19 protein-coding genes are annotated in these 20225 nt (G+C 36.0%); 9 read left to right on the top strand and 10 right to left on the bottom strand.

Going from position 1 to position 20225, the window contains the following annotated elements; translation table 11 throughout:
- Window positions 1-6: 6 nt before the first annotated feature.
- On the bottom strand, window positions 7-384 hold the full coding sequence (mscL, locus tag CQ022_RS17635; protein ID WP_047432100.1) for a large conductance mechanosensitive channel protein MscL: 378 nt from the start codon (window positions 382-384) through the stop codon (window positions 7-9).
- A 246-nt stretch (window positions 385-630) separates the two neighbouring features.
- On the opposite strand from mscL, the gene CQ022_RS17630 reads away from it, so the two are divergent.
- Window positions 631-2148 (top strand): NAD(P)H-hydrate dehydratase, encoded by a 1518-nt coding sequence (locus CQ022_RS17630; RefSeq protein ID WP_165791683.1) that lies wholly within the window; start codon window positions 631-633, stop codon window positions 2146-2148.
- Window positions 2149-2242: 94 nt separating this feature from the next.
- On the opposite strand, the gene lgt is transcribed toward CQ022_RS17630, so the two are convergent.
- A complete protein-coding gene (gene lgt, locus CQ022_RS17625; protein WP_105683741.1) occupies window positions 2243-3091 on the bottom strand; it encodes a prolipoprotein diacylglyceryl transferase in 849 nt (282 codons plus the stop codon).
- A 450-nt stretch (window positions 3092-3541) separates the two neighbouring features.
- Window positions 3542-3793, bottom strand: a complete 252-nt coding sequence (gene yidD, locus CQ022_RS17620; RefSeq protein WP_034695943.1) for a membrane protein insertion efficiency factor YidD — start codon at window positions 3791-3793, stop codon at window positions 3542-3544.
- 102 nt (window positions 3794-3895) lie between these two features.
- On the opposite strand from yidD, the gene CQ022_RS17615 reads away from it, so the two are divergent.
- A complete protein-coding gene (locus CQ022_RS17615; protein ID WP_105683740.1) occupies window positions 3896-5173 on the top strand; it encodes a replication-associated recombination protein A in 1278 nt (425 codons plus the stop codon).
- A 40-nt stretch (window positions 5174-5213) separates the two neighbouring features.
- Here CQ022_RS17615 and CQ022_RS17610 read toward each other — a convergent pair whose 3' ends face one another.
- The 5 genes from CQ022_RS17610 to CQ022_RS17590 form a co-directional block, all read right to left on the bottom strand.
- Window positions 5214-5654: a hypothetical protein gene (locus tag CQ022_RS17610; protein WP_105683619.1), complete on the bottom strand. Its 441-nt coding sequence runs from the start codon at window positions 5652-5654 to the stop codon at window positions 5214-5216.
- A 116-nt stretch (window positions 5655-5770) separates the two neighbouring features.
- A complete protein-coding gene (locus CQ022_RS17605) occupies window positions 5771-7990 on the bottom strand; it encodes a DUF2339 domain-containing protein (protein WP_105683739.1) in 2220 nt (739 codons plus the stop codon).
- A gap of 113 nt (window positions 7991-8103) precedes the next feature.
- Complete coding sequence (locus tag CQ022_RS17600) at window positions 8104-8814, bottom strand: hypothetical protein (RefSeq protein ID WP_105683618.1); 711 nt, start codon at window positions 8812-8814, stop codon at window positions 8104-8106.
- A gap of 364 nt (window positions 8815-9178) precedes the next feature.
- Window positions 9179-10027 (bottom strand): prephenate dehydratase, encoded by an 849-nt coding sequence (gene pheA, locus CQ022_RS17595; protein ID WP_105683617.1) that lies wholly within the window; start codon window positions 10025-10027, stop codon window positions 9179-9181.
- 309 nt (window positions 10028-10336) lie between these two features.
- On the bottom strand, window positions 10337-10750 hold the full coding sequence (locus CQ022_RS17590; protein WP_105683616.1) for an acyl-CoA thioesterase: 414 nt from the start codon (window positions 10748-10750) through the stop codon (window positions 10337-10339).
- Between the two features lie 136 nt (window positions 10751-10886).
- Here CQ022_RS17590 and dnaA point away from each other — a divergent pair, with 136 nt between their 5' ends.
- The 5 genes from dnaA (at window position 10887) to CQ022_RS17565 (ending at window position 16365) form a co-directional block, all read left to right on the top strand.
- On the top strand, window positions 10887-12341 hold the full coding sequence (dnaA, locus tag CQ022_RS17585) for a chromosomal replication initiator protein DnaA (RefSeq protein ID WP_047376841.1): 1455 nt from the start codon (window positions 10887-10889) through the stop codon (window positions 12339-12341).
- A 100-nt stretch (window positions 12342-12441) separates the two neighbouring features.
- The gene (locus CQ022_RS17580; RefSeq protein WP_105683615.1) at window positions 12442-12891 is read left to right on the top strand and encodes a low molecular weight protein-tyrosine-phosphatase; all 450 of its coding nucleotides are present in this window, start codon (window positions 12442-12444) and stop codon (window positions 12889-12891) included.
- Window positions 12892-12896: 5 nt separating this feature from the next.
- Entirely contained in the window at window positions 12897-13397 is a 501-nt protein-coding gene (locus tag CQ022_RS17575; RefSeq protein ID WP_105683738.1) for a nuclear transport factor 2 family protein, read from the top strand.
- 4 nt (window positions 13398-13401) lie between these two features.
- Entirely contained in the window at window positions 13402-14100 is a 699-nt protein-coding gene (locus tag CQ022_RS17570) for an SAM-dependent methyltransferase (protein ID WP_105683614.1), read from the top strand.
- Between the two features lie 465 nt (window positions 14101-14565).
- Window positions 14566-16365, top strand: coding sequence for a lytic polysaccharide monooxygenase (locus CQ022_RS17565; protein ID WP_105683613.1), 1800 nt, complete (start codon window positions 14566-14568; stop codon window positions 16363-16365).
- Between the two features lie 280 nt (window positions 16366-16645).
- Here the strand turns inward: CQ022_RS17565 and CQ022_RS17560 are convergent, their stop codons facing one another.
- On the bottom strand, window positions 16646-17536 hold the full coding sequence (locus tag CQ022_RS17560; protein ID WP_105683612.1) for a DUF4349 domain-containing protein: 891 nt from the start codon (window positions 17534-17536) through the stop codon (window positions 16646-16648).
- 175 nt (window positions 17537-17711) lie between these two features.
- On the opposite strand from CQ022_RS17560, the gene CQ022_RS17555 reads away from it, so the two are divergent.
- Entirely contained in the window at window positions 17712-18779 is a 1068-nt protein-coding gene (locus CQ022_RS17555) for a DUF2891 domain-containing protein (protein WP_105683611.1), read from the top strand.
- Here the strand turns inward: CQ022_RS17555 and CQ022_RS17550 are convergent.
- The gene (locus CQ022_RS17550) at window positions 18776-19249 is read right to left on the bottom strand and encodes a DUF962 domain-containing protein (RefSeq protein ID WP_105683610.1); all 474 of its coding nucleotides are present in this window, start codon (window positions 19247-19249) and stop codon (window positions 18776-18778) included. The two genes, CQ022_RS17555 and CQ022_RS17550, sit on opposite strands and share 4 nt — an antisense overlap.
- Before the next feature lie 74 nt (window positions 19250-19323).
- Here CQ022_RS17550 and CQ022_RS17545 point away from each other — a divergent pair, with 74 nt between their 5' ends.
- Entirely contained in the window at window positions 19324-20169 is an 846-nt protein-coding gene (locus CQ022_RS17545; RefSeq protein ID WP_105683609.1) for a helix-turn-helix domain-containing protein, read from the top strand.
- Window positions 20170-20225 lie beyond the last annotated feature (56 nt).

Below are 20225 nucleotides of genomic sequence, written 5' to 3'. Positions count from 1 at the left end.
TGCAGCTTATATATTTTTACTTTTCAATAAGTCTCTGATCTCAGTCAGTAATTTTTGATCTTCCGTAGGTCCTGCAGGAGCCGGAGCATCTTTTTTGTTTACTTTATTAGCCAGTTTAATGATCCAGAAAAGAACCATTGCAATACAAAGAAAACTGATGACTGCTGAAAGGAAATTCCCGTAAGCAACACCATTCCATGTAAGTTTTGCAATGTTTTCTGCGCCGGCTGCTTTCAATGCCGGATTTAATATCAGAGGCGTGATTACATCTTCTACCAAAGACGAAACAATTTTTCCAAATGCTGCCCCAATGATCACACCGACAGCAAGATCGAGAACATTACCCTTAAAGGCAAACTCTTTAAATTCCTTTACAAATCCCATAATTTATATTTTTTTTAATTAGTATATACACAAAAATATAATTAAAAAATGTAAAGAACACTACGTTTTATAGTTTTTTATTCCCAAAATATTGAATTTTATGCCGAATTCCTATGATCTGTTTTTAATGAATATTTTGACTTTGTTTCAATATTTTATTTCATTAGTGATGACTGTTTATTTTTATTAATGACGTGATATCATAATGAAAAATCTTTTGTAATTTGCTTAAAAGTTGATTTGCCTATGAAAGTTTTCACTGCAGAACAGATACGCAGCTGGGATCAGTTTACGATTTCTCAGGAGCCGGTTTCTTCCATTCAATTAATGGAAAGGGCTTCAATGGTTTTGGCTCATTGGATCTCAGAACATTGTAAAAATCATAAAAAACTGGCCGTATTTTGTGGCAAAGGAAATAATGGAGGGGATGGATTGGCTGTTGCAAGAATACTTTATCTGAAAGGTTTTGATGTGGATGTGTTTATAAGTGATTCTAAAATAAAATTTTCAGAAGATGCTTCTGTTAATCTGAAAAGGCTCCGGGATTTGTCAGGAATTTCAGTCAGAAAGTTTGATCAAAATGAATATTATAATTTTGATGATAAAACAATTATTGTTGATGCTCTTTTCGGAACAGGATTGTCCAGACCGTTGGAAGGAGAATACAAAACGCTAGTTGAACAGTTGAATACCAAAAAGAATATTAAAATATCCATTGATATTCCTTCCGGGTTGTCTGCTGATGAAATGTTTACCCATGATTCTGTTATTCTGAAAGCCGATTACACGCTCACCCTTCACTGCTGGAAACGCACTTTTCTACATCCGGAAACTGGAAAGTATACCGGAAAAGTAGAAGTATTGGATATTGATTTAAGTCAGATATACGCTGATACAACTGATTCTGAATATTCAGTTATTGATGATCAGCAGGTAGGATCGATATTCATTCCGAGACAGGAGTTTTCCCATAAAGGCAGCTATGGTAAGGCGGTTATCATAGGCGGAAGCTATGGAAAAATAGGTGCCGCAGTGTTGGCAACACAATCAGCTTTAAAAACCGGGGCAGGACTTACTTTTACGCTGGCTCCAGAGTGCGGCTACGAAATTTTACAGATTTCATGTCCTGAAGCCATGTTTATAAAAGGAGGAGAGCAGGTCATGACAAATTTTGAATTTGACAAGGATTTTACCTGTGGCATAGGGCCTGGTCTGGGAACTCATTCCGATACTGAAAAAAGCTTTCTGAGTTTTCTGAAAAACTATTCCCAACCTTTGATTTTGGATGCTGATGCTTTGAATATCCTTTCAAAAGATCCAAAATATTTAGAATTAATTCCTAAGAAATCCATTATTACTCCTCATCCGAAAGAGTTTGAAAGGCTTTTTGGGAGTACAGATCATTCTTTTAAAAGGCTTGAATTAGCCAGGGAAAAAGCAAAGGAACTGGATATTTATATTGTATTAAAGGATCATCACACACAAGTCATTACTCCACAAGGAAATGTATTTTATAACATAACGGGAAATGCCGGTCTTGCAAAAGGAGGAAGTGGAGACATTCTTACCGGAATTCTGACCTCGCTTTTAGCGCAGAGATATTCTCCGGAGCAAGCCTGTATTCTGGGTGTTTGGCTGCATGGAAGAGCGGCGGATATTGCTTCTGAAAAACATTCAAAAGAATCTATGCTGCCTACAGATGTCATTGATGAATTCGGGAATGTTTTTGAAGAGCTGAACAGAAAGGTGGAGAAGAGCCTGTAATGAGACAATAGTGAAATAATTTTAAGATATTAAAAAAGGCAAATCTGTATTTCTACAAATTTGCCTTTTTATATGTTGGTCTTTTTGCTTACGATTATTCCGGCTTCTCGTTTTCAGCCTGAGTGATCTTAAATTTCTTCGAAACAATCATAATGACAACTCCTGCAATCATAAATGGAATAGAAAGAACCTGGCCTGTATTAAGACCACCTATCTGGATGAATTCATCGCCTTGTGGCTCTTTAAGGAACTCAACGAAGAATCTGATGGCCCAAAGAATGATAAAGAACAGACCGAATAACCATCCCTGTTGGTATTTTTTATCTGTTTTTCTGTAAAGTATCCATAATAAAATGAATAATAAAACATATCCTACCGCCTCAAATAACTGGCTTGGATAACGTGGTACAGTAAGCCCATACTCACTGCTCTGTTGTGGGAAAAGCAAAGCAAACGGAGAATTTGGATCAGCAGGTTTACCTACAATTTCAGAATTGAAAAAGTTCCCCATTCTTACAAATGCGCCTCCTAAAGCAACTACAATCCCCAATCTGTCATATACCCAGAATGGATTTTTTCTGATGATTTTAAATGAATAATATAGAGTGGTGAAAATCAAAGCGATTGTTGCACCATGGCTCGCCAGACCTGAAAACCCTGTGAATTTAAAACCATTTTTTGTGCTTATTGGTAAAAATACACTCCAGAAATCCTCTTTAAATAATTCCGGCTGATAAAAGATAACATGTCCTAATCTTGCTCCAAGTATAGTTCCGATTAATGTCCATGTGAACAAAGGTTCCAGGTATTTTTGGTTAACATGATCAATCTTAAAGATTCTTGTCATTAAAATATATCCGAAACCAAAGGCAAATACAAACATTAAACTATAAAAATGAAGAGTAAATGATCCGATATGAATACCTTTCGAAGGATCCCATATTTTAAATGAAGTTTTAAGTTCTACTTTATCAGCATCAGTGATGGGGTTTACTGACTTTACTGCATACTTGAAAGTGGTAATGTTTTCTTTGGTAACTGCAGTATCAATAAGTTTGAAATTTTTATCAAAAAACTGGTACTTTGAATCTTTGTACTTCGCTAAAGTGGAAGCACCATAGTTATAATAAGCAGGTTCAAAATTGGATTCATTAAGGATCACAACAAAAGATTGGTTCTTGTCTGATTCTCTGTCTGGAAAAGCCGTAAGGTCTCCCATTTCTGTAGTAGAATAGATTTTTACAGGAACATTGCTTCCATTGATATCTAAAGTTCCGTCAGATAAACCTCCAGGGTATTCCTGTGCAAAAAAAAGCTGCGTTGTAAACGCAAACAGCACAAGATAGATTCTGAAAAAGATAGTATTCATTTTTCTATTGATTTAATAGTTTGATTATTGACATTTATGTTTGGGTGGAACAGGGTCATAACCGCTTCCTCCCCATGGGTGGCATCTTAAAATCCTTTTAAATCCCAGCCAGAAACCTTTAAAGACACCATGTACCTGAAGCGACTCAATCATATAGTGAGAGCAGGTAGGTTCGTAGCGGCAGTTTTTGGGAAGTAAGGGCGAGATGAACCATTGGTAAAATTTGATCAAAATTACCAGTGGAAATGTAATGATTTTATTGAATGTAAGTTTCAAAACAATGCAAAAATAGGGTAAAAAAATGAAAATTAGTTTAAATTTGTTATAAGTTTCGGAGATCAGAAATCCGGAACTTTGATCTTAAAAAATAGAATTACTTTGAACCAAAATATTCCATTAGCTGAAAAATTAAGACCCAAAACCCTGAATGATGTATTGGGGCAGGAGCACCTTACCGGAGACAAGGGAACAATCCGAAAAATGATTGAAAACAACACCTTGAATTCACTGATATTCTGGGGGCCTCCAGGCACCGGGAAAACTACGCTGGCTGAAATTGTTTCGGAGCAGTCGGGGAGAAAATTCTATAAACTGTCTGCGGTTTCTTCAGGGGTGAAAGAGGTACGTGATGTGATTGAGGATGCCAAAAAGCAGAATCTGTTTTCAGGAAAATCACCGATTCTGTTTATTGATGAGATCCACAGGTTTAATAAGTCTCAGCAGGATTCATTACTGCATGCAGTAGAAAAAGGCTGGATTGTTTTGATTGGAGCCACTACAGAGAATCCAAGCTTTGAGGTGGTTTCGGCTTTGCTTTCAAGAAGTCAGGTGTATATTTTAAAGGCTTTGAGTTACGAAAAACTTGAAGAATTGATCGATATTGCTTTTGGAAGATACAATAAAGATGAAGGAACAGATTTTACCATCCTTGAAAAAGAAGCTTTCATTCAATATTCCGGAGGGGACGCCAGAAAACTTATTAATTCTGTAGAATTGGTTTTGAATCAATATAAAAACTCTGATACAAAGGAAATTCTTAATTCTGATGTTCTTGAAGTGCTTCAGGAGACTATGGCGCTGTATGATAAAAACGGAGAGCAGCATTATGATATTATTTCAGCCTTTATCAAATCGATGCGTGGTGGTGATCCGAACGGAGCGGTGTACTGGCTGGCGAGAATGATAGCCGGAGGGGAAGATATCAAGTTTATTGCAAGAAGAATGCTTATTCTGGCTGCTGAGGATGTAGGGCTGGCTAACCCAAACGCTTTGGTGGTTGCCAATAATTGTTTTCAGGCGATTAATGTAATCGGGAATCCTGAAGCAAGGATTATATTAAGTGAAACGGCTGTATATCTGGCGGTTTCTCCTAAAAGTAATTCAGCATATATGGCTATCAATGAAGCGCTGGCTTTAGTGAAACAAACAGGAAATCTGCCTGTGCCACTTCATTTAAGGAATGCCCCAACAAAACTCATGAAAGATCTGGATTATGGTAAAGAATATAAATATGCCCATTCTTATGAAGGGAATTTTGTAGAACAGGACTTCCTTCCGGAAGAAATCAGGAATGTGAAACTGTATGAACCTGGTAATAATTCTACAGAAAAGAAAATTTATGAAGAACTTAAGAAAAAGTGGAACAATAAATATTAAAATAAAAAGGATGCTGTTGTAAGCATCCTTTTTTATGATATTAATTTTCGGTAGTGTAAATAAATAATGTTTTCTTACCGTTGTAATCTTTTGTTTCTGTTCTTTTCTTGATTTCAGGATAAATTACAGTGCTTGTGTCTGTAAATTCATACCCATCAATAAATACAGGATTATTTGCCGGGATTTTATATTGTACATTGATGTCAGATAATGGCATTCTGTCAAATATATTTTCTCCGTTTTTGAATTTATATTCAGTTAACCCTTTTGTAAAAACAGAACTGTATTTTTTTAAACTTTGCGGAAGGCTTGCCGGAGTATTGTATACTTTTGAAACCTGCAATACGTTCTTTCTTGTATTGAACAATTCTACTGTTCCAATAGCGTTGTCAGCCACTGCAAACTTCACAGCAGGATTTTTTTGCTGTGCAAATAAAGTAGCGGAGGATAGTATTAAAAAAGAATAGAGTAATTTTTTCATAATCAGAATATGTAACTGTTAAAAACGTGATAAATATAGTTATTTTTTATAAAATTTGAATAAAATCTTGAATTGTTTTAAATTTTATTTAGAAATAAAAACTTTTACCCTGATTATCAGTCTGTGCTTTCTTCGGTTTTGTCTTTTTTATCCATCATATTTTTGATCATATTTTTCAGGCGTTGGAAAGTGAAAGAACTCAATAGTAAAATAATTCCGAGCACAATAAATGCGCTGATTCTTGAAATATTGTCCATTTGCCATACATCGTAACCATAAAGCTTTAATACCATGAGCCCTATCAGTGCAAAACCAATTTTGTTATATTCCTGAATATTTTTTTTCAAACCATTATAAATAAAAATACTGGCAAGAATTGTCCATATAATAGGAAGATAAAGAATATTGAAATGTTTACTTGCTTCATAAGACTGGGTAAGACTATGGGAAACCATTACAATATAAGAATGGTGCAGTTCACAACTTACAGAAATGATAAGTGCTAAAGACAGTATCCAGTATGAAATCTGTTGTTTGTGAAACGCAGAAGAAGGAATGATTTTATAACCTATATAGATAAAGGGTATCCATTGTATCAGATGTAAAAAATAGAAACTTATATGTAATTTTTTTGTTAAAATAGCGGTGATAACAGGCGGTGTAGAAGCGGATGTATTAATAATCAGCAGGAAAAAAAACAGATAAATCAGAAGAGTCTGAATGTCATTTCTGATATTCAGGGGTTTTCTGAAAAGTAATAAGATAAAAATATAATAAATACTGAATAAAAGTCCTACGCTGGTAATTGCTGACCACGGCATTTCCGAAATGTGATACGTGATTTCAAGGAGGAAAGTAATATAAATAACTCCGTAGCTGATGATCGTAATAAGATCTTCAAAAATATTATTGGCTTTCCCTTGTAGTTCTTTTGCCGTATTCCTTAATAAATATAAATTAATCATGATGGAAACTATGGTAAACGAACTGGTAATAAACGGAGGATTGAATATAATATTGAAATCTTTTGTCCCAAAATATTCTGTCCAGGTTACAAGCTGGGCGATCATAACTAATGGGAACAGAATGTAAAAGAAAATTTTGAAAATCTTATGACCTGTTTTTTTCCATATGAAAAGAAGGAGAGTAGCTTCTATTGCCCAAATACTGGTGATGAGATGGGTTTTAAACTGAATGGCAATTGCAATGGTTATAAGACTGGTAACAAGTCCTGCGAATACAGAATAAGCAATTCCAAAGTTTTTGCGGGTATATTCCCTAAACAGAAGAACAGAATTTAAAGCAGTAAAAATAAGAGGGAAAATAATCGGAGGCTCATATTTTAGGGTGTCAAAAATATAAAGCAGTCCTAAAATACTCGATAAATTTAAGAGCGCGAGTATTAAAATATCAGAGGTTGAAAGTATATTTTTTCTGAAATAGTCGTGCAGGGCAAAAATGTAGAAAATCACATAGCTGATCAGATAAAAAGTAATGCTTAAAAGTTCGGGACTTTCATCGGTCCAGAAGAAAAGATAGGCTGTTGTGAAAATATAAGCGGTCCATCCCACGCTTTTCCAGTGCTTCAGAAAAGAGGCTGCCAGCATTCCGGTGTTTAAAAGAGTAATATAAATAAAAAGGAAAAGATAATTGCTTTGTCCCGTACTGATCATCAGAGGAGCTGAAAAACCACCTATCAGGGAAAAGATAATCAATACTTCACTCTTATAATAATAGGATAAGATGATAGAGGCTGCGGTAATCAGTGCGGTTATGACAAAGGCGGTGTTTTGGGTAAACAGATGATATTCACGAAAGGCAATTGTGGCTGTAAAATATAAGACGGCAATTCCGCCTCCTGTAATGATGGAAGAGAAGGCTTGGTAATTTTTTCTCAGAAAATGTCCGGTTATGATAATTCCTGCTCCGGTACAGAAACCGATTCCAGCTCTTGCAGTTTCTCCAATCCAATTTTTATCGATAGCGTATTTCACGAAATAACCAATCCCAAGAACGAGGGTGAAAATACCAATAATGGTAAGGGTATTTTGTTTTAAAAAATCAAGAACAGGAGTATGCCAGTCTTTTTGAACTGGTGTTGAGGTCTTTTCACTATTTTCATGATGTTTTGCCTCTTCATGATAAACCTGCTGTGGTATAAAAGTTTCTTCCGTTGGTGTTTTCTTATGAACGGCTTCAGTTTGAGCCGGAGGAGTATTATTGAGTTTATAATTAAGATCAGAGATCTCCTTTTCAAGCTTTCTGATTTTGGTGTTCAGGTTGTTGAAAATAATGAAGATGATTATAAGGAGTATGACAGCAACAAATTCATTCATTTCATTAGTTTTTATCAAATATAAAGAAATGTTTGATATGCTCATTTAAAAAATTAACCCATCGCGGTATAAGCGATGGGTTAAATGGTATAGATAACTAACAATATGTTTTACTAGTTTGATACTTTGTAAATGTAGAATGATGCAATACTGGATCCCAATAATCCTACAGTGAAAACACCGGCATCGGTAAGTCCGAATGATACTTTGTCACCCGCCTGGAATGAATACAAAGAATGGATGCTGGAATCAGAAAGTGTTAAGTTAACTGCCAATGCAAGGTTAACACCACTGAAAGGACGGCTGTCTATTATTGTTGATACTCCTGTTCTGGTTCTTGCGATACCGATTCCCGGAGTTCCTGATAATAGGGATGCCTGTAATCCTGTTCCATATCTGAATGCAAATCCGACAGCATATACACCGGTTGACGGGATGTTATAAGCACCGTCGCCATCTGTAAATAAAGAGGAGCTACCAATGTTTCGGTCGGCTGCTAAAAAGTTGACAGGCTGGAAAGATGCTGGGAAAGCTCCTACGCTCAGAAGAGTGATGCCCGTTGTTTTTTTCGCTGCATATACAGAAGTATTAGTTCCTGATGCTGCTATTAATAGCGCTGGATCCACACTGTAAACCTGAGTAGTTCCCTGGTTAATTGCTAAAACTTGATATCCGGGTAGCGCTGTAGCTGCAGGGGTATCACGAACTTTCATAGTTCCGTTAACATCTAAAGTTGCAGATGGAGTAGCTGTATTGATACCTACTTGTGAGAATAATGGTAACGCTGCACATGCTAACATTAAGCTGTAAAGTTTAGTTTTCATGATCAAGATTTTTAATTAGTTGCTAAGCAAATATACAATAAAAATTATACCCAGCATTGTGATATTTATAATTTTAATGTTAATATGATGTAATATATTTAAACATATGTTTATATTTTAATTGATATTTATGCATAATTCAATTACGACTTATTATATTTAATTTTTATTTAAATTATTGTTTATCAGTGCTTTATAAAAAGATAATTCTCTCTATAATGTGGGTTATTTTTTATTTAAACAAAAGAAATTGTAGTAGGGTTATTTAGGGTAAATTTTTTTTGAATTTTGTATTTTTAAGAGTAGAAACAAAAAAAACACCGCCTTAACAGCGGTGTTTTTTGTATAGATTTATTGATTTTTTCTAGCTCTCCAGAAGAAATTCTTTATAATTTCCAAGAAAATCAACATTGGCATTGAGGGATTCCAACTCTTTTAGTGCGTTTTCATGCAAGACCTCTTTCCATGGCCCTTCAACATTGATGAAGAAGAAATAATTTCCCAATCCGGTCTTTAAAGTTCTGGATTCAATTTTACTGAGATTCATTTTTCTCCACGCAAAAACAGATAAAACCTGATGCAGTCCACCAGGATGGTCTTCCGGAAGAGTGATCAGCATTCCTGATTTTTCGCCCAGTGTTTCCAGTTGATCATTCTGATATGTATTCTGTTCCTTCGAAATGATGATAAATCGGGTGTGGTTCTGTTCAAAATCCTGAATATTACGGTTGATGATTTTCAAACCATATAAATTAGCGGCAAACTGGTTGGCTACTGCTGCAATAGGAGTGCCGGGATTCTCAGAAACAAATTTAGCGGCAGCGGCAGTTGAAGAGAAATCCTGTTTCGGAATCTCTTTATAATGAGTATCCAGAAAATGAAAGCTCTGTGCAAGCGCCTGCGGGTGAGAATATATTCTTTCAATATTCTTTATGGCGTTTTCCGGATGAATCATTAGATGGTGAGCAATAGGCATTACTGCTTCTGCTTCTATTTTAATAGACGGAGTCTTATATAAATAGTCCAGCGTCATAGATACGGTTCCTTCAATAGAGTTTTCCAAAGGTACAACCGCTTTTACTGCTTCTCCGTTTTCAACCGCATTAAAACAATCCAGAATACTGGCTTGTGGTAATAACTCTTCATTGGGAAATAGTTGGGCAGCGGCAAGCTGGGTAAAACTGGCATGAGGTCCCAAAAATGCAATCTTCATAATATATAATATAAGGGATGATTAAAATAAAGGTACAAAGGTGCGAATTAATTCATAAATAGAGTGCGTGTGACGGTTTTGTTTTGTTACGGGTTGAGAGTTGCTGGTTTATTTTGTTGCGGGTTTCTTTTGTTATGGACTAAGTAGAGATAAACATCTTAATGGCGTTAAAAAATTCACCTTTCACCTGCGAAGCAAAATTCACCATTGACATCAATGGTCTTCCATCAATATTTTACAGGATATCTCCCTAATCCCTAATCCCTAATCGCTAATCGCTAATTCCTGCTACCTGATATCTACTACCTATCACCCCTCCTTCCAACTCTTCTCGATCATTTCCATCAGGAACTCCGGACACTTGATGACTTTGTTGGTTTTTGCATCCAAAAAGAATAGAGTAGTGGAAGCTTCTGTTATTTTAATATGCTCTTCATTGTAAATTTCATATTCAAATTCAATTCTTACGCCCGGAATTTTTTTTACATACGTATGAATTTCTAATTTTTGATCATATAAAGCTGGGCGGATATATTTAATTTTATAGTCGGAAACGGGCAGCCAAATTCCTTGGTTTTCAATTTCATCGTATGAAATTCCTATGCTTCTGAAGAGTTCAACTCTCGCTACTTCGAAGTACGTTGCATAGTTTCCGTAGTATACATATTTCATTGAGTCTGTTTCTGCGTAACGTACTCGTATTGAGTGTGTTGTGTGTATCATTTTACGTGTTAAATTATACATACAAATATATTTTTAAATAATCAATACCTGCAATATTTTTTTTTGAAAAGAAAAAATTGGACCTTTGTCTTCCTTCTAAACACAGTACAAACAAAGAATAATCGGGGCTTAAAAAATGGATGACAATTTAATGATGATATGGCAGAAATGCCTTCAGTTTATGCGCGATAACCTCAACGCTGCTGAAGACAATTCTGACCTTAAAAAACTTGAAAAATCTTTCGATATGCTATTCGATAAGGTTCAGCCGCTTTCATTGGTGGCCAACAACCTTACGTTGATCGTACCGAGCGATTTTTACAAGGAATATATAGAGGACAATTATCTGTCCTTGCTTTCTGCTGCCCTGAAGAAAAATATTGGAAAAGGAGTGAAATTATGGTATTCTGTGATGGAAAACAGACCAAAAGGTGAAGAAAAACCAGTTACCATGAACATCAAGGGACAAAGTGTTCCTACTCCAAAAACACAGGAAACAATGCCACAAGGTTTTTCTGCTAATATTGTAAACCCGTTTGTAGTTCCTGGAATTAGAAAAGTAAATATAGATTCTAACCTGAAGCCTGACTATTCTTTTGATAGTTATGTAGAAGGTGAAAGCAATAAATTTGCAGCCACTGTAGCAAGATCTATTGCAAAAAGACCTGGTGCAACAGCTTTTAACCCATTATTTTTATACGGAGGTTATGGAGTTGGAAAAACACACTTAGGACAAGCGGTTGGTCTTGAAGTAAAAAACCAGTTTCCAGATAAAGTAGTTCTTTATCTGTCTTCTGAAAAATTTATCCAGCAGTTTATCTCTGCTGCCAAAGCACATAAACAAACTGAGTTTGCGAATTTCTATCAAATGGTAGATGTACTGATTATTGATGATATTCAGTTCCTGTCTGGAAAATCAGCTACTCAGGACAGTTTCTTCCATATTTTTGATCACCTGCATCAGAATGGAAAACAGATTATCCTTACTTCCGATAAAGCACCGGCAGATATTATGGATATTCAGGACAGAATTGTTTCCCGTTTCAAATGGGGACTTTCTGCAGAAATCAAATCACCGGATCTGTCCACAAGAAGACAGATTATCGAAGATAAATTAAGCAGAGACGGAATTGTTCTTCCGGGAGATATGCTTGACTTCCTTGCTGTGGAAACGAAAACCAATGTAAGAGAACTTATCGGAGTAATTAACTCGGTGATTGCTTACTCTACAGTATATAAGAGAGACCTTAGTCTTGAATTGCTTAAGGAGACGATCAACAGAATTGCTGCCAACCAGAAAAAGATCATCAATATTCCTTACATTCAGGAAGTGGTGTGTGATTATTTCGGAATCAAAAAAGAGCAGTTGCTTTCTAAAACAAGAAAAAGAGAGATTGCTTTGCCAAGACAGCTTGCGATGTACTTCTCGAAAGAATTCACCAATTCTACATTTACCAAAATCGGTGAGGAAATGGGAGGAAAAGATCACTCTACAGTAATGTATGCTTGTGATACTATCAAAGATGTTTCTAAAATTGATAAAGAAATCAAGAAGTACGTAAAAGATCTTACGGAAAGAATCAAACAATAAATAGCATTGAGCTTAAATAAATTAAAATGAAGGATAGTTTTATTCTTCATTTTTTATTTAGTTTTGTCGTGATAAAAGACTCTTTTTAAATAAACAGCATATGAAAATATTAATGGTTTGTCTAGGAAATATATGCAGAAGCCCATTGGCAGAAGGAATTATGAAAGCAAAACTGCCGGATAATTGTACGGTAGATTCAGCCGGAACCATTTCGATGCACGAAGGAGAGCACCCTGACAAAAGAGCCATTAAAACTGCTGCTCATCACGATATTGATATATCAAAACAAAGATCAAGACCTATTACCAGAATAGATTTTGAAACCTTCGATAAGATCTACTGTATGGATATTGATGTATTGGGAGATGTAGTTTCTAAAACTAAAAATGAAGAAGAACGACAGAAAGTATCTTTGTTTTTAGAAGTATTGGGAGACCACAAAAATGCTGAGGTTCCGGATCCTTATTGGGGAGATATGAAAGATTTTGAAATGGTATTCCAGCTTTTGGATAAAGGATGCACCGCAATCAGAAACCAAATATCAAAATAATAATCATGAAAAAACTGCTGTTACTGCTTGTTTTTAGCTGTGGTTTGTCTTTCGCTCAAACCAAAGATGAAACAGAAATCCGTAAAGTTATGGATGACTTTATGGGGTGTATTAAATCCAGAGACGAAGCCAGATATCTTTCTTTATTTCAGGAACCTGTCCTTTGGACCGGGATATATAAAGACAGAACACAGGCTAAGCGTCTGGAGAAAAATCCTAAGGCTGATTACTATTTTGCAGATGATTATAAAGCTTTTATCAAAAGTTTTAAAGATGATAAATCTGAAGAAAAATTTGACAATATTAAGATAGTGGAAGATGGAGCTGTTGCTTCTGCCAATTTCGATTATAGCTTTTGGTACGATGGCAAAATGGAAAACTGGGGAAAAGAAATCTGGACACTTATGAAGATCAACGGAACCTGGAAAATTACTTCTGTTACTTTTTCCATGGACCTTACAAAATACTTCCCTCAACCTACACTTAACGAAAGAACTAAAAAATAATACAATGCTTTTTTTACTCCCTGCTTATTTATCTGAAAATACTTCTATCAGCCACTTTTCACCTGTTTTGAAAGATTATATCATGCAAACAGATTATTTTTTCGTGGAAAACGAGAAAACAGCGCGAAAGGTTGTGAAATTTTTTGCTCCTGAAAAAAAACAGGCCGATCTGAAGTTATTCTTATTGGATAAATACACTGAAAATGCAGATATCAAGGAAGCTCAGGAACTGATGATGAAAGGGCAGGACTTCGGATTGTTGTCGGAAGCCGGATTGCCTTGTATTGCAGATCCCGGAAACCTGATTGTAAAATGGTGTCATGAGAAAAACATCAGAGTGATCCCAATTTCAGGGCCTTCATCCATTATTCTGGCTTTAATTTCCAGTGGATTCAACGGGCAGGAATTTACTTTTCATGGTTATCTTCCAATTGATAAAGGAGAGAAAAAGAAGCAGATCATGAACCTTGAAGGGCTTGTTCAGAAAACCGGATATTCACAGATTTTCATGGAAACACCGTACAGAAATAATCAGCTTTTTGAAGATCTGTGTAAATTTTTATCACCGAATACTAAGCTTTGTATTGCTGCCAATATCAACGATCCGGAGCATGAGTTCATTAAAACAAAATCAATAAAAGACTGGCAAAAACAAAAGCCGGAACTGCATAAAATTCCTGCAGTATTTGTACTGGGAAAATAAACTATACTCCTGTAGCTTGATAATAAGTATGAGAGCTGTTGAGTAGAAAATAGAAAAAGGCTGTGAATATTTCATGGCCTTTGCTTTTTATTTAGAATCGGCTGGAATATTATAATAGGATTTGTAAACTCCTCTTTTTTTTGTTCTTTCATTTATTCATGTATAATTTTAATTGAAAATATTTCAACTATTAGTGATAAGTATCATGGGATTTATATATTTTTGTAATATAAAATACCCTAATTTTATATTTAAATATAACGCAATATGGATTTTACAATTTTAATGTAATTATTAATATTCATGATATTGTTTTATATAGTTTGGCTTTTTATTATACATATTATAATTGAACTGTTTTAAACGCTGCAGGTTAATATCGCTTGTATTTTTTGAATTATTGATGATGTAAGTTCCGTTTTGCTTACAATCAATTCAGCCCAATCAACACCAAAATATTAAAATATGATGACACGTAAAATTTTTTTTCCGGTATTGCTGATGCTGGCCATACTGGTACCTTCTTTAATCCATGTATCCGCACATGGATATGTAATGAGCCCTGCCTCACGAGGATATCAGGGAAGCCTGGATAAGGCTGCATTGGGTTATTCTGCCGCATTTGGAATCTATGGCTCTGTAATTAATGAACCCGCTTCTCTGGAAGCTCCAAAAGGCTTTCCTGCATTGGGGCCTGCGGATGGAAAGATTGCGTCCGCTAATGGAAGTATAGGAGGAGATACTACCCTGGATATCCAAAATGCTAACCGGTGGAAGAAAACCAATATCACTACCGGTATAAATGCGTTTATCTGGAAATATACAGCTTATCATGCGACGGCAAAATGGCATTATTATATGACCAAGCAGGGTTGGGATCCCAATCAGCCGCTTACTCGTCAGAATCTTGAACTCATTGGTACAGTTATGCATAATGGAACTCCACCACAGGATAATGTTTCTCATCAGATCACAGTTCCTGCTAATCGTACGGGCTACCATATTATTTTAGCGGTCTGGGATGTAGCAGACACTACCAATGCATTTTATAATGTTATTGATGTGAATGTAACCTCAGGAACAGGAGTTTCAGCACCAGCCACTCCTACAGGGTTAACGCAGCTGGGAGTTACCAGTTCCTCTGCTAAAATTAGCTGGACACCACAGTCAGATGCCGTATCTTACATTGTGTTCCGCAACGGACAAAGTGTGCAGCAAGTGAGTGGGGCTCAGTTTGAAGATACTGGTTTAACGGCTAATACAGTTTATACTTATGAAATACAGGCCAAAGGTTCTTCAGGACTTATGTCAGGGAAAAGTGCTCCGCTCAGTGTAAAAACGAACAGTGAGGGTATTCCTGAAAAACCCACAGCGCCATCAAATCTTCATTCAATGGGAGTTACTGAAAATTCTGTTTCCCTAATGTGGATGGCCTCAACCCATACCCAAGGCATTAAAAATTACCATGTATTTGAAAATGGGATTAAAGTAGGAGAGACTGTTCAAACAAGCTTTTCAAGAACAGGATTGGCACAAGATACAGAATATGGTTATACGGTAAGATCTGTTGCTATGAATGATCAGCTTTCTGATATGAGTAATGAATTAAAAGTCAGAACAAAGAAAGTAACACCTGGTAATGGTCAGTCATATTGCGGAACAGAGCAGTATAATGCGGCTAATGCATATCCTACAGCCGGAGTGAAAGTTTTTTACTCCTGTAAAATCTGGAAAAATAAATGGTATGCGAATCCGGGAGAACTGCCAGGAACAAATATGGTATGGGAGGAAGTAAGTGCTTGTACCGAGGGTCCTGGATGTGAATCAGGCGGGCCGGTGACCTATTGTGGAGCACAGGAATATAATCCGGTAAAAACTTATCCAACAGCAGGAACAAAGGTTTTTCATGCCTGTAAAATCTGGGAAAACAAATGGTATGCAAATCCGGGAGAAGCACCGGGAAGTAATGCGGTCTGGAAGGTGGTAAGTGACTGTAGTGAAGGAACAGGCTGTACTGCCGGGCTTACCAATAAAGAAGCTGGTTTTTCAATAATCGTATCTGATCATCTGATCAGTTTCGCACCTGAAAGTGCTTACAGTAAAATAAGCAGAGTAGATGTCATTACTCCTCAGGGACTTCAGATTATGACTTTCATGAATCCAGGACAGAACAGTATGAATATCAGCCGCCTTCAGTCTGGAATATATTTTGTGAAAATTCTTTACAAAGATGGCCGCAGTATCACTAAAACTATCAGAAAATAATAAAAAGAATAAACAAAAAGGTGGTCTCAAAAGTGTCATTTTGAATGAAATGTAGTGAAGAATCTCATATTACAAATTACAAATAAGACTCTTCCTTCGTCAGAATGATAAAATGCAAATTGTTTGACTTTTGAGACAATTTCTTTTTTCAAAAATATTTAACAGCTCTTAACAAGATTATTGCACTATTCTTGTTATTAAAGCCTATACTGGAAACAGTATAAATTGTTGATAATGCAGTGAAAATCCGGGCATCAAAGATGCCCGGATTTTTAACAGATTAATTTTTATCTTTTTTCCCTGATTTCCATTTTCTCCAAACGAAAACAATAATAGGAATAAGTAAAAAGAACGGCCATAACGAAACCAATCCCAGAAGGAAACTTACAAAACTGTTCCAGCCTTCAGTCAGAGAATCCATAAAACGACTTCCAAAACCAATTTCTGAGGTCGCTGAGCTTCTTACTTTCTCTTTGTATAAGTTGAGCGTTAAAGTGCTGTAGTTTACACGGTCATCAATAAAACGGAGTCTGCCTTCAGCAACATCAATCTCATCTTCCAGTTCTCGGATATTTTCCTGAATTTCCAGCATATCCTTTGTGGTAGCAGCACTTTTGAGCATATTACGATACTTTTCAAGATAGATTTTTTTATTGGCCAGTTTTATCGATATATCAGTGTACTCTTCCGTGACATCATTGGATGAAATATTTTTGGATAAAACCGAGCCTACTCCGTCTGAAAATGAACTGACAAGAGCATCGAAATTTTTATGAGGAACTCTGATGATTAGGTTAAGGTTATCATCCATGTCCGTATTTTGAAACTCTTCTTTCTGGATATAGGCATTATTTTTCTTTATGATTTCATTGACCTGACTCTGTGCTTTTTTAATATCACCAATCTGAATTTTCATATCTCCATTTTTGATGATTTTTTTGGAGATGGTATCTGTTTTCTTTGGGGTGTACCCATCTTTGTTAGATGTATTATTATCGGGAAGCAGTTTCTCAGAAACAGCAAGGGGTGGAGGTATGGCCACAGCTGCAGCAGGTGCTTGATCTTCAGCGATAACTTCCATCAGATCAGCTTTGACTTCCTGTTTTGCCACTCCTGATTTATTACAACTAATAAGAATAAGTCCTGATAAAATGAGAATAATATTTTTCATGGGTTAGTTTTTTGTGGATATGATCAAAAAGTGTGCTTAAAAATGTTCATATTTTAAAATTGTTAAAAAATTAAAATGAAAGAAAACGTAAGAGCAGATCAAAAAAATAATAAGATGGCTTTAAAACCGGGCTGAAAAATTGCTGAGACTGATAAATTATCTCTATTTTTAATTCATGAAAAAAAGTCTTTTAGCATTTGTATTTTCACCATTTCTGATGTATGCCCAGGAAGCTCCAAAACTTACAGATGAAATGGCCATGAAATTGTCCGACAAGCCTCTTCACTGTATCAATCAGGAATATCCAAATAAAACAGCTCATATTATCAATAATGCTGGCGAAGTTCCTTTAACTCCCAAAGATCTTCACCCTAGTTTTTATGGGTGTTTTGATTGGCATAGCTCTGTTCATGGGCATTGGATGCTGACAAGACTTTTGAAAACAAAACCTAATCTTTCTCGTGCTAAAGAGATTGAAAAAATTTTAGATGAATCTTTTCAGAAGGAGAAACTGCAGACAGAAGCAGATTATTTTACAAAATATCAGCTGACAGGAACTTTCGAGAGAACTTACGGCTGGGCATGGATCTTAAAACTGGATGAAGAACTGACCAATTGGGATCATCCAAAAGCTAAAATATGGCATGAAAACCTGAAACCGCTCACTGATCAGATTCTGAAGTCATGGAAAACATATCTTCCAAAACAAACCTATCCGAACAGAACCGGAGTTCATCCTAATACAGCATTTGCAATGGCATTTGCCATAGATTGGGCAAGAGCCAATAAAGATAAAGAGTTTGAAAATCAGCTGATGGAAAAAGCGAAATACTTTTTCTTAAAAGATCAGAAAACACCTGCCTATCTTGAACCGGACGGGTCGGATTTCTTTTCGCCAAGTCTTGAAATTGCAGATCTGATGCGAAGAGTTCTTCCTCAAAAAGAATTTGTACAGTGGCTGAATGCTTTTTACGAAAAAAGAAGCCTGGAGAATGTTGAAAAAATTCCTGTAGTAAGTGACCTTAGCGATTATCAGACGGTTCACCTGGTAGGGCTCTCTTTTTCCAAAGCATGGTGTATGAAAGGAATTTCAAATGCACTTCCTGCCAATCATCCCATGAAAAAGGATTTCAGGAAAACTGCAGACGTATTTCTTGCCAATGGACTGCCTTTGCTTTTCCAGGGAAATTATGGAGGAGACCACTGGCTGGCAAGTTTTGCTGTATATGCTCTGGAAGATTAATATTTGATTCCTGTTTTTTTCAGAATAAAGCCTAGAAGCCATATAGGTCCTATCAGAAGAAACTGTAGATCTTTAAGGAAAGAAGGTTTTTTTCCTTCAATTTTATGACCTATAAACTGAAAAATCCAGGTGATAATAAATACACTAAGGTAAACCATCCGTGATTGTCTTCCGACATTGATATTGGTAAGATAGATAAAATGCTCCATCATAAGCATTATTACAATCATCACAATAGCGATCCGAAAAGACAGTCTTATATAGAACAGAGTGATCAGAATAATCGCAATAATACTTATGATACTGGCACATCCGAAGTAGGAAGCGCAGAAATGAGGGGAGGGAATCAGGGATGCAAAACCTAGAATGGTCCAGAAAATTAAGGGTACGCAAATCCAGTGAATGAACTTGTTGGTCGCATTTCTGTGACTTTTACTGTATTCGGCAAATAATAAATCGACCTTTCTCATGCTGAAGGAAAATTGGATGAATGCTAAAATAATAAAATTTTGTAATCACTGGTAAGATTGCTTACATTTGTCTTATGTCTGCCCTAGAAAAATTCGGAGTTGATATTTTTACGGAAAGAAATATTTTCGAGAGAATAGCTGTCGATAAGCCTTTCCGTCCTGATAATCCTGCGTTTATATTTATTAAATCAGGAACGATAAAACTGCGTCAGCATTTCAGTGATCTTGAAGTTTCCGCCAATATGTTTATGGTAACCGATCCGCAAACTATTTATGAAGTGGTTTCCGTAACAGACGATTTTCAGTCCAGGATGGTTTCTTATAAAAGAGGATTTATTTCGGCCTTATCATTGAAGTTTAACCGTTTGATTACTTACCGTTATTTCAGGCAGCAGATGAATAAAGGGGTCCCTTTTCCAGAGGATGAAATGGAAGTGGTCTGGAAAAGTGTTAATTTCCTGAAATATATCCTGGATTCTGATACGGAAATGCTTTACAAGAAAGAAATGGTGGAGCATCTTTTTTCTGTTTTTTGTTATCAGATGGCAGGAATTATTTCCAAGGAAGATAACAGTTCTATGAACCAGATGTCCAGACAGGAAGAAATTGTATTTGTATTTCTTACTGATCTTTCGGAACATCATCTTACAGAAAGGACTGTTGAGTTTTATGCCGAACGACAATCAATTACAACCAGACATCTTTCCGCAGTAGTGAAGACGATTACAGGAAAGTCTGCAAGCCAGATCATCGCTTTAATTGTGATCAATGAGGCGAAGGTACTCTTAAACTCTTCCAGTAAACCGGTTTCAGAGGTTTCTTCTATTCTCGGATTTAGCGATCAATACTCATTTTCTCACTTTTTTAAGAAACATCTGGAGGTTAGCCCTACACAGTACAGACATCAGTTTGAAAACTAAAATCTTACATTTGAACATCTTTTTCCAAAAATCAAGCATTTGATTGATTTTGTTGT

Source organism: Chryseobacterium culicis, from assembly GCF_002979755.1.
Lineage (GTDB): Bacteria > Bacteroidota > Bacteroidia > Flavobacteriales > Weeksellaceae > Chryseobacterium > Chryseobacterium culicis_A.
The sequence above is the reverse complement of the archived record's forward strand: the minus strand, read 5'-3'. Positions and strand labels throughout refer to the sequence as shown.

What these genes read in the sequence shown, in the direction of transcription:
- CQ022_RS17630 (WP_165791683.1), top strand. Translation starts at nt 631, where the DNA reads ATGAAAGTTTTCACTGCAGAACAGATACGCAGCTGGGATCAGTTTACG.
- CQ022_RS17590 (WP_105683616.1), bottom strand. Translation starts at nt 10,750, where the DNA reads ATGATACACACAACACACTCAATACGAGTACGTTACGCAGAAACAGAC.
- CQ022_RS17545 (WP_105683609.1), top strand. Translation starts at nt 19,324, where the DNA reads ATGTCTGCCCTAGAAAAATTCGGAGTTGATATTTTTACGGAAAGAAAT.
- pheA (WP_105683617.1), bottom strand. Translation starts at nt 10,027, where the DNA reads ATGAAGATTGCATTTTTGGGACCTCATGCCAGTTTTACCCAGCTTGCC.
- CQ022_RS17570 (WP_105683614.1), top strand. Translation starts at nt 13,402, where the DNA reads ATGCTTTTTTTACTCCCTGCTTATTTATCTGAAAATACTTCTATCAGC.
- mscL (WP_047432100.1), bottom strand. Translation starts at nt 384, where the DNA reads ATGGGATTTGTAAAGGAATTTAAAGAGTTTGCCTTTAAGGGTAATGTT.
- CQ022_RS17575 (WP_105683738.1), top strand. Translation starts at nt 12,897, where the DNA reads ATGAAAAAACTGCTGTTACTGCTTGTTTTTAGCTGTGGTTTGTCTTTC.
- CQ022_RS17565 (WP_105683613.1), top strand. Translation starts at nt 14,566, where the DNA reads ATGATGACACGTAAAATTTTTTTTCCGGTATTGCTGATGCTGGCCATA.
- CQ022_RS17580 (WP_105683615.1), top strand. Translation starts at nt 12,442, where the DNA reads ATGAAAATATTAATGGTTTGTCTAGGAAATATATGCAGAAGCCCATTG.
- CQ022_RS17600 (WP_105683618.1), bottom strand. Translation starts at nt 8,814, where the DNA reads ATGAAAACTAAACTTTACAGCTTAATGTTAGCATGTGCAGCGTTACCA.
- CQ022_RS17605 (WP_105683739.1), bottom strand. Translation starts at nt 7,990, where the DNA reads ATGAATGAATTTGTTGCTGTCATACTCCTTATAATCATCTTCATTATT.
- CQ022_RS17550 (WP_105683610.1), bottom strand. Translation starts at nt 19,249, where the DNA reads ATGAGAAAGGTCGATTTATTATTTGCCGAATACAGTAAAAGTCACAGA.
- CQ022_RS17610 (WP_105683619.1), bottom strand. Translation starts at nt 5,654, where the DNA reads ATGAAAAAATTACTCTATTCTTTTTTAATACTATCCTCCGCTACTTTA.
- dnaA (WP_047376841.1), top strand. Translation starts at nt 10,887, where the DNA reads ATGGATGACAATTTAATGATGATATGGCAGAAATGCCTTCAGTTTATG.
- CQ022_RS17560 (WP_105683612.1), bottom strand. Translation starts at nt 17,536, where the DNA reads ATGAAAAATATTATTCTCATTTTATCAGGACTTATTCTTATTAGTTGT.
- CQ022_RS17555 (WP_105683611.1), top strand. Translation starts at nt 17,712, where the DNA reads ATGAAAAAAAGTCTTTTAGCATTTGTATTTTCACCATTTCTGATGTAT.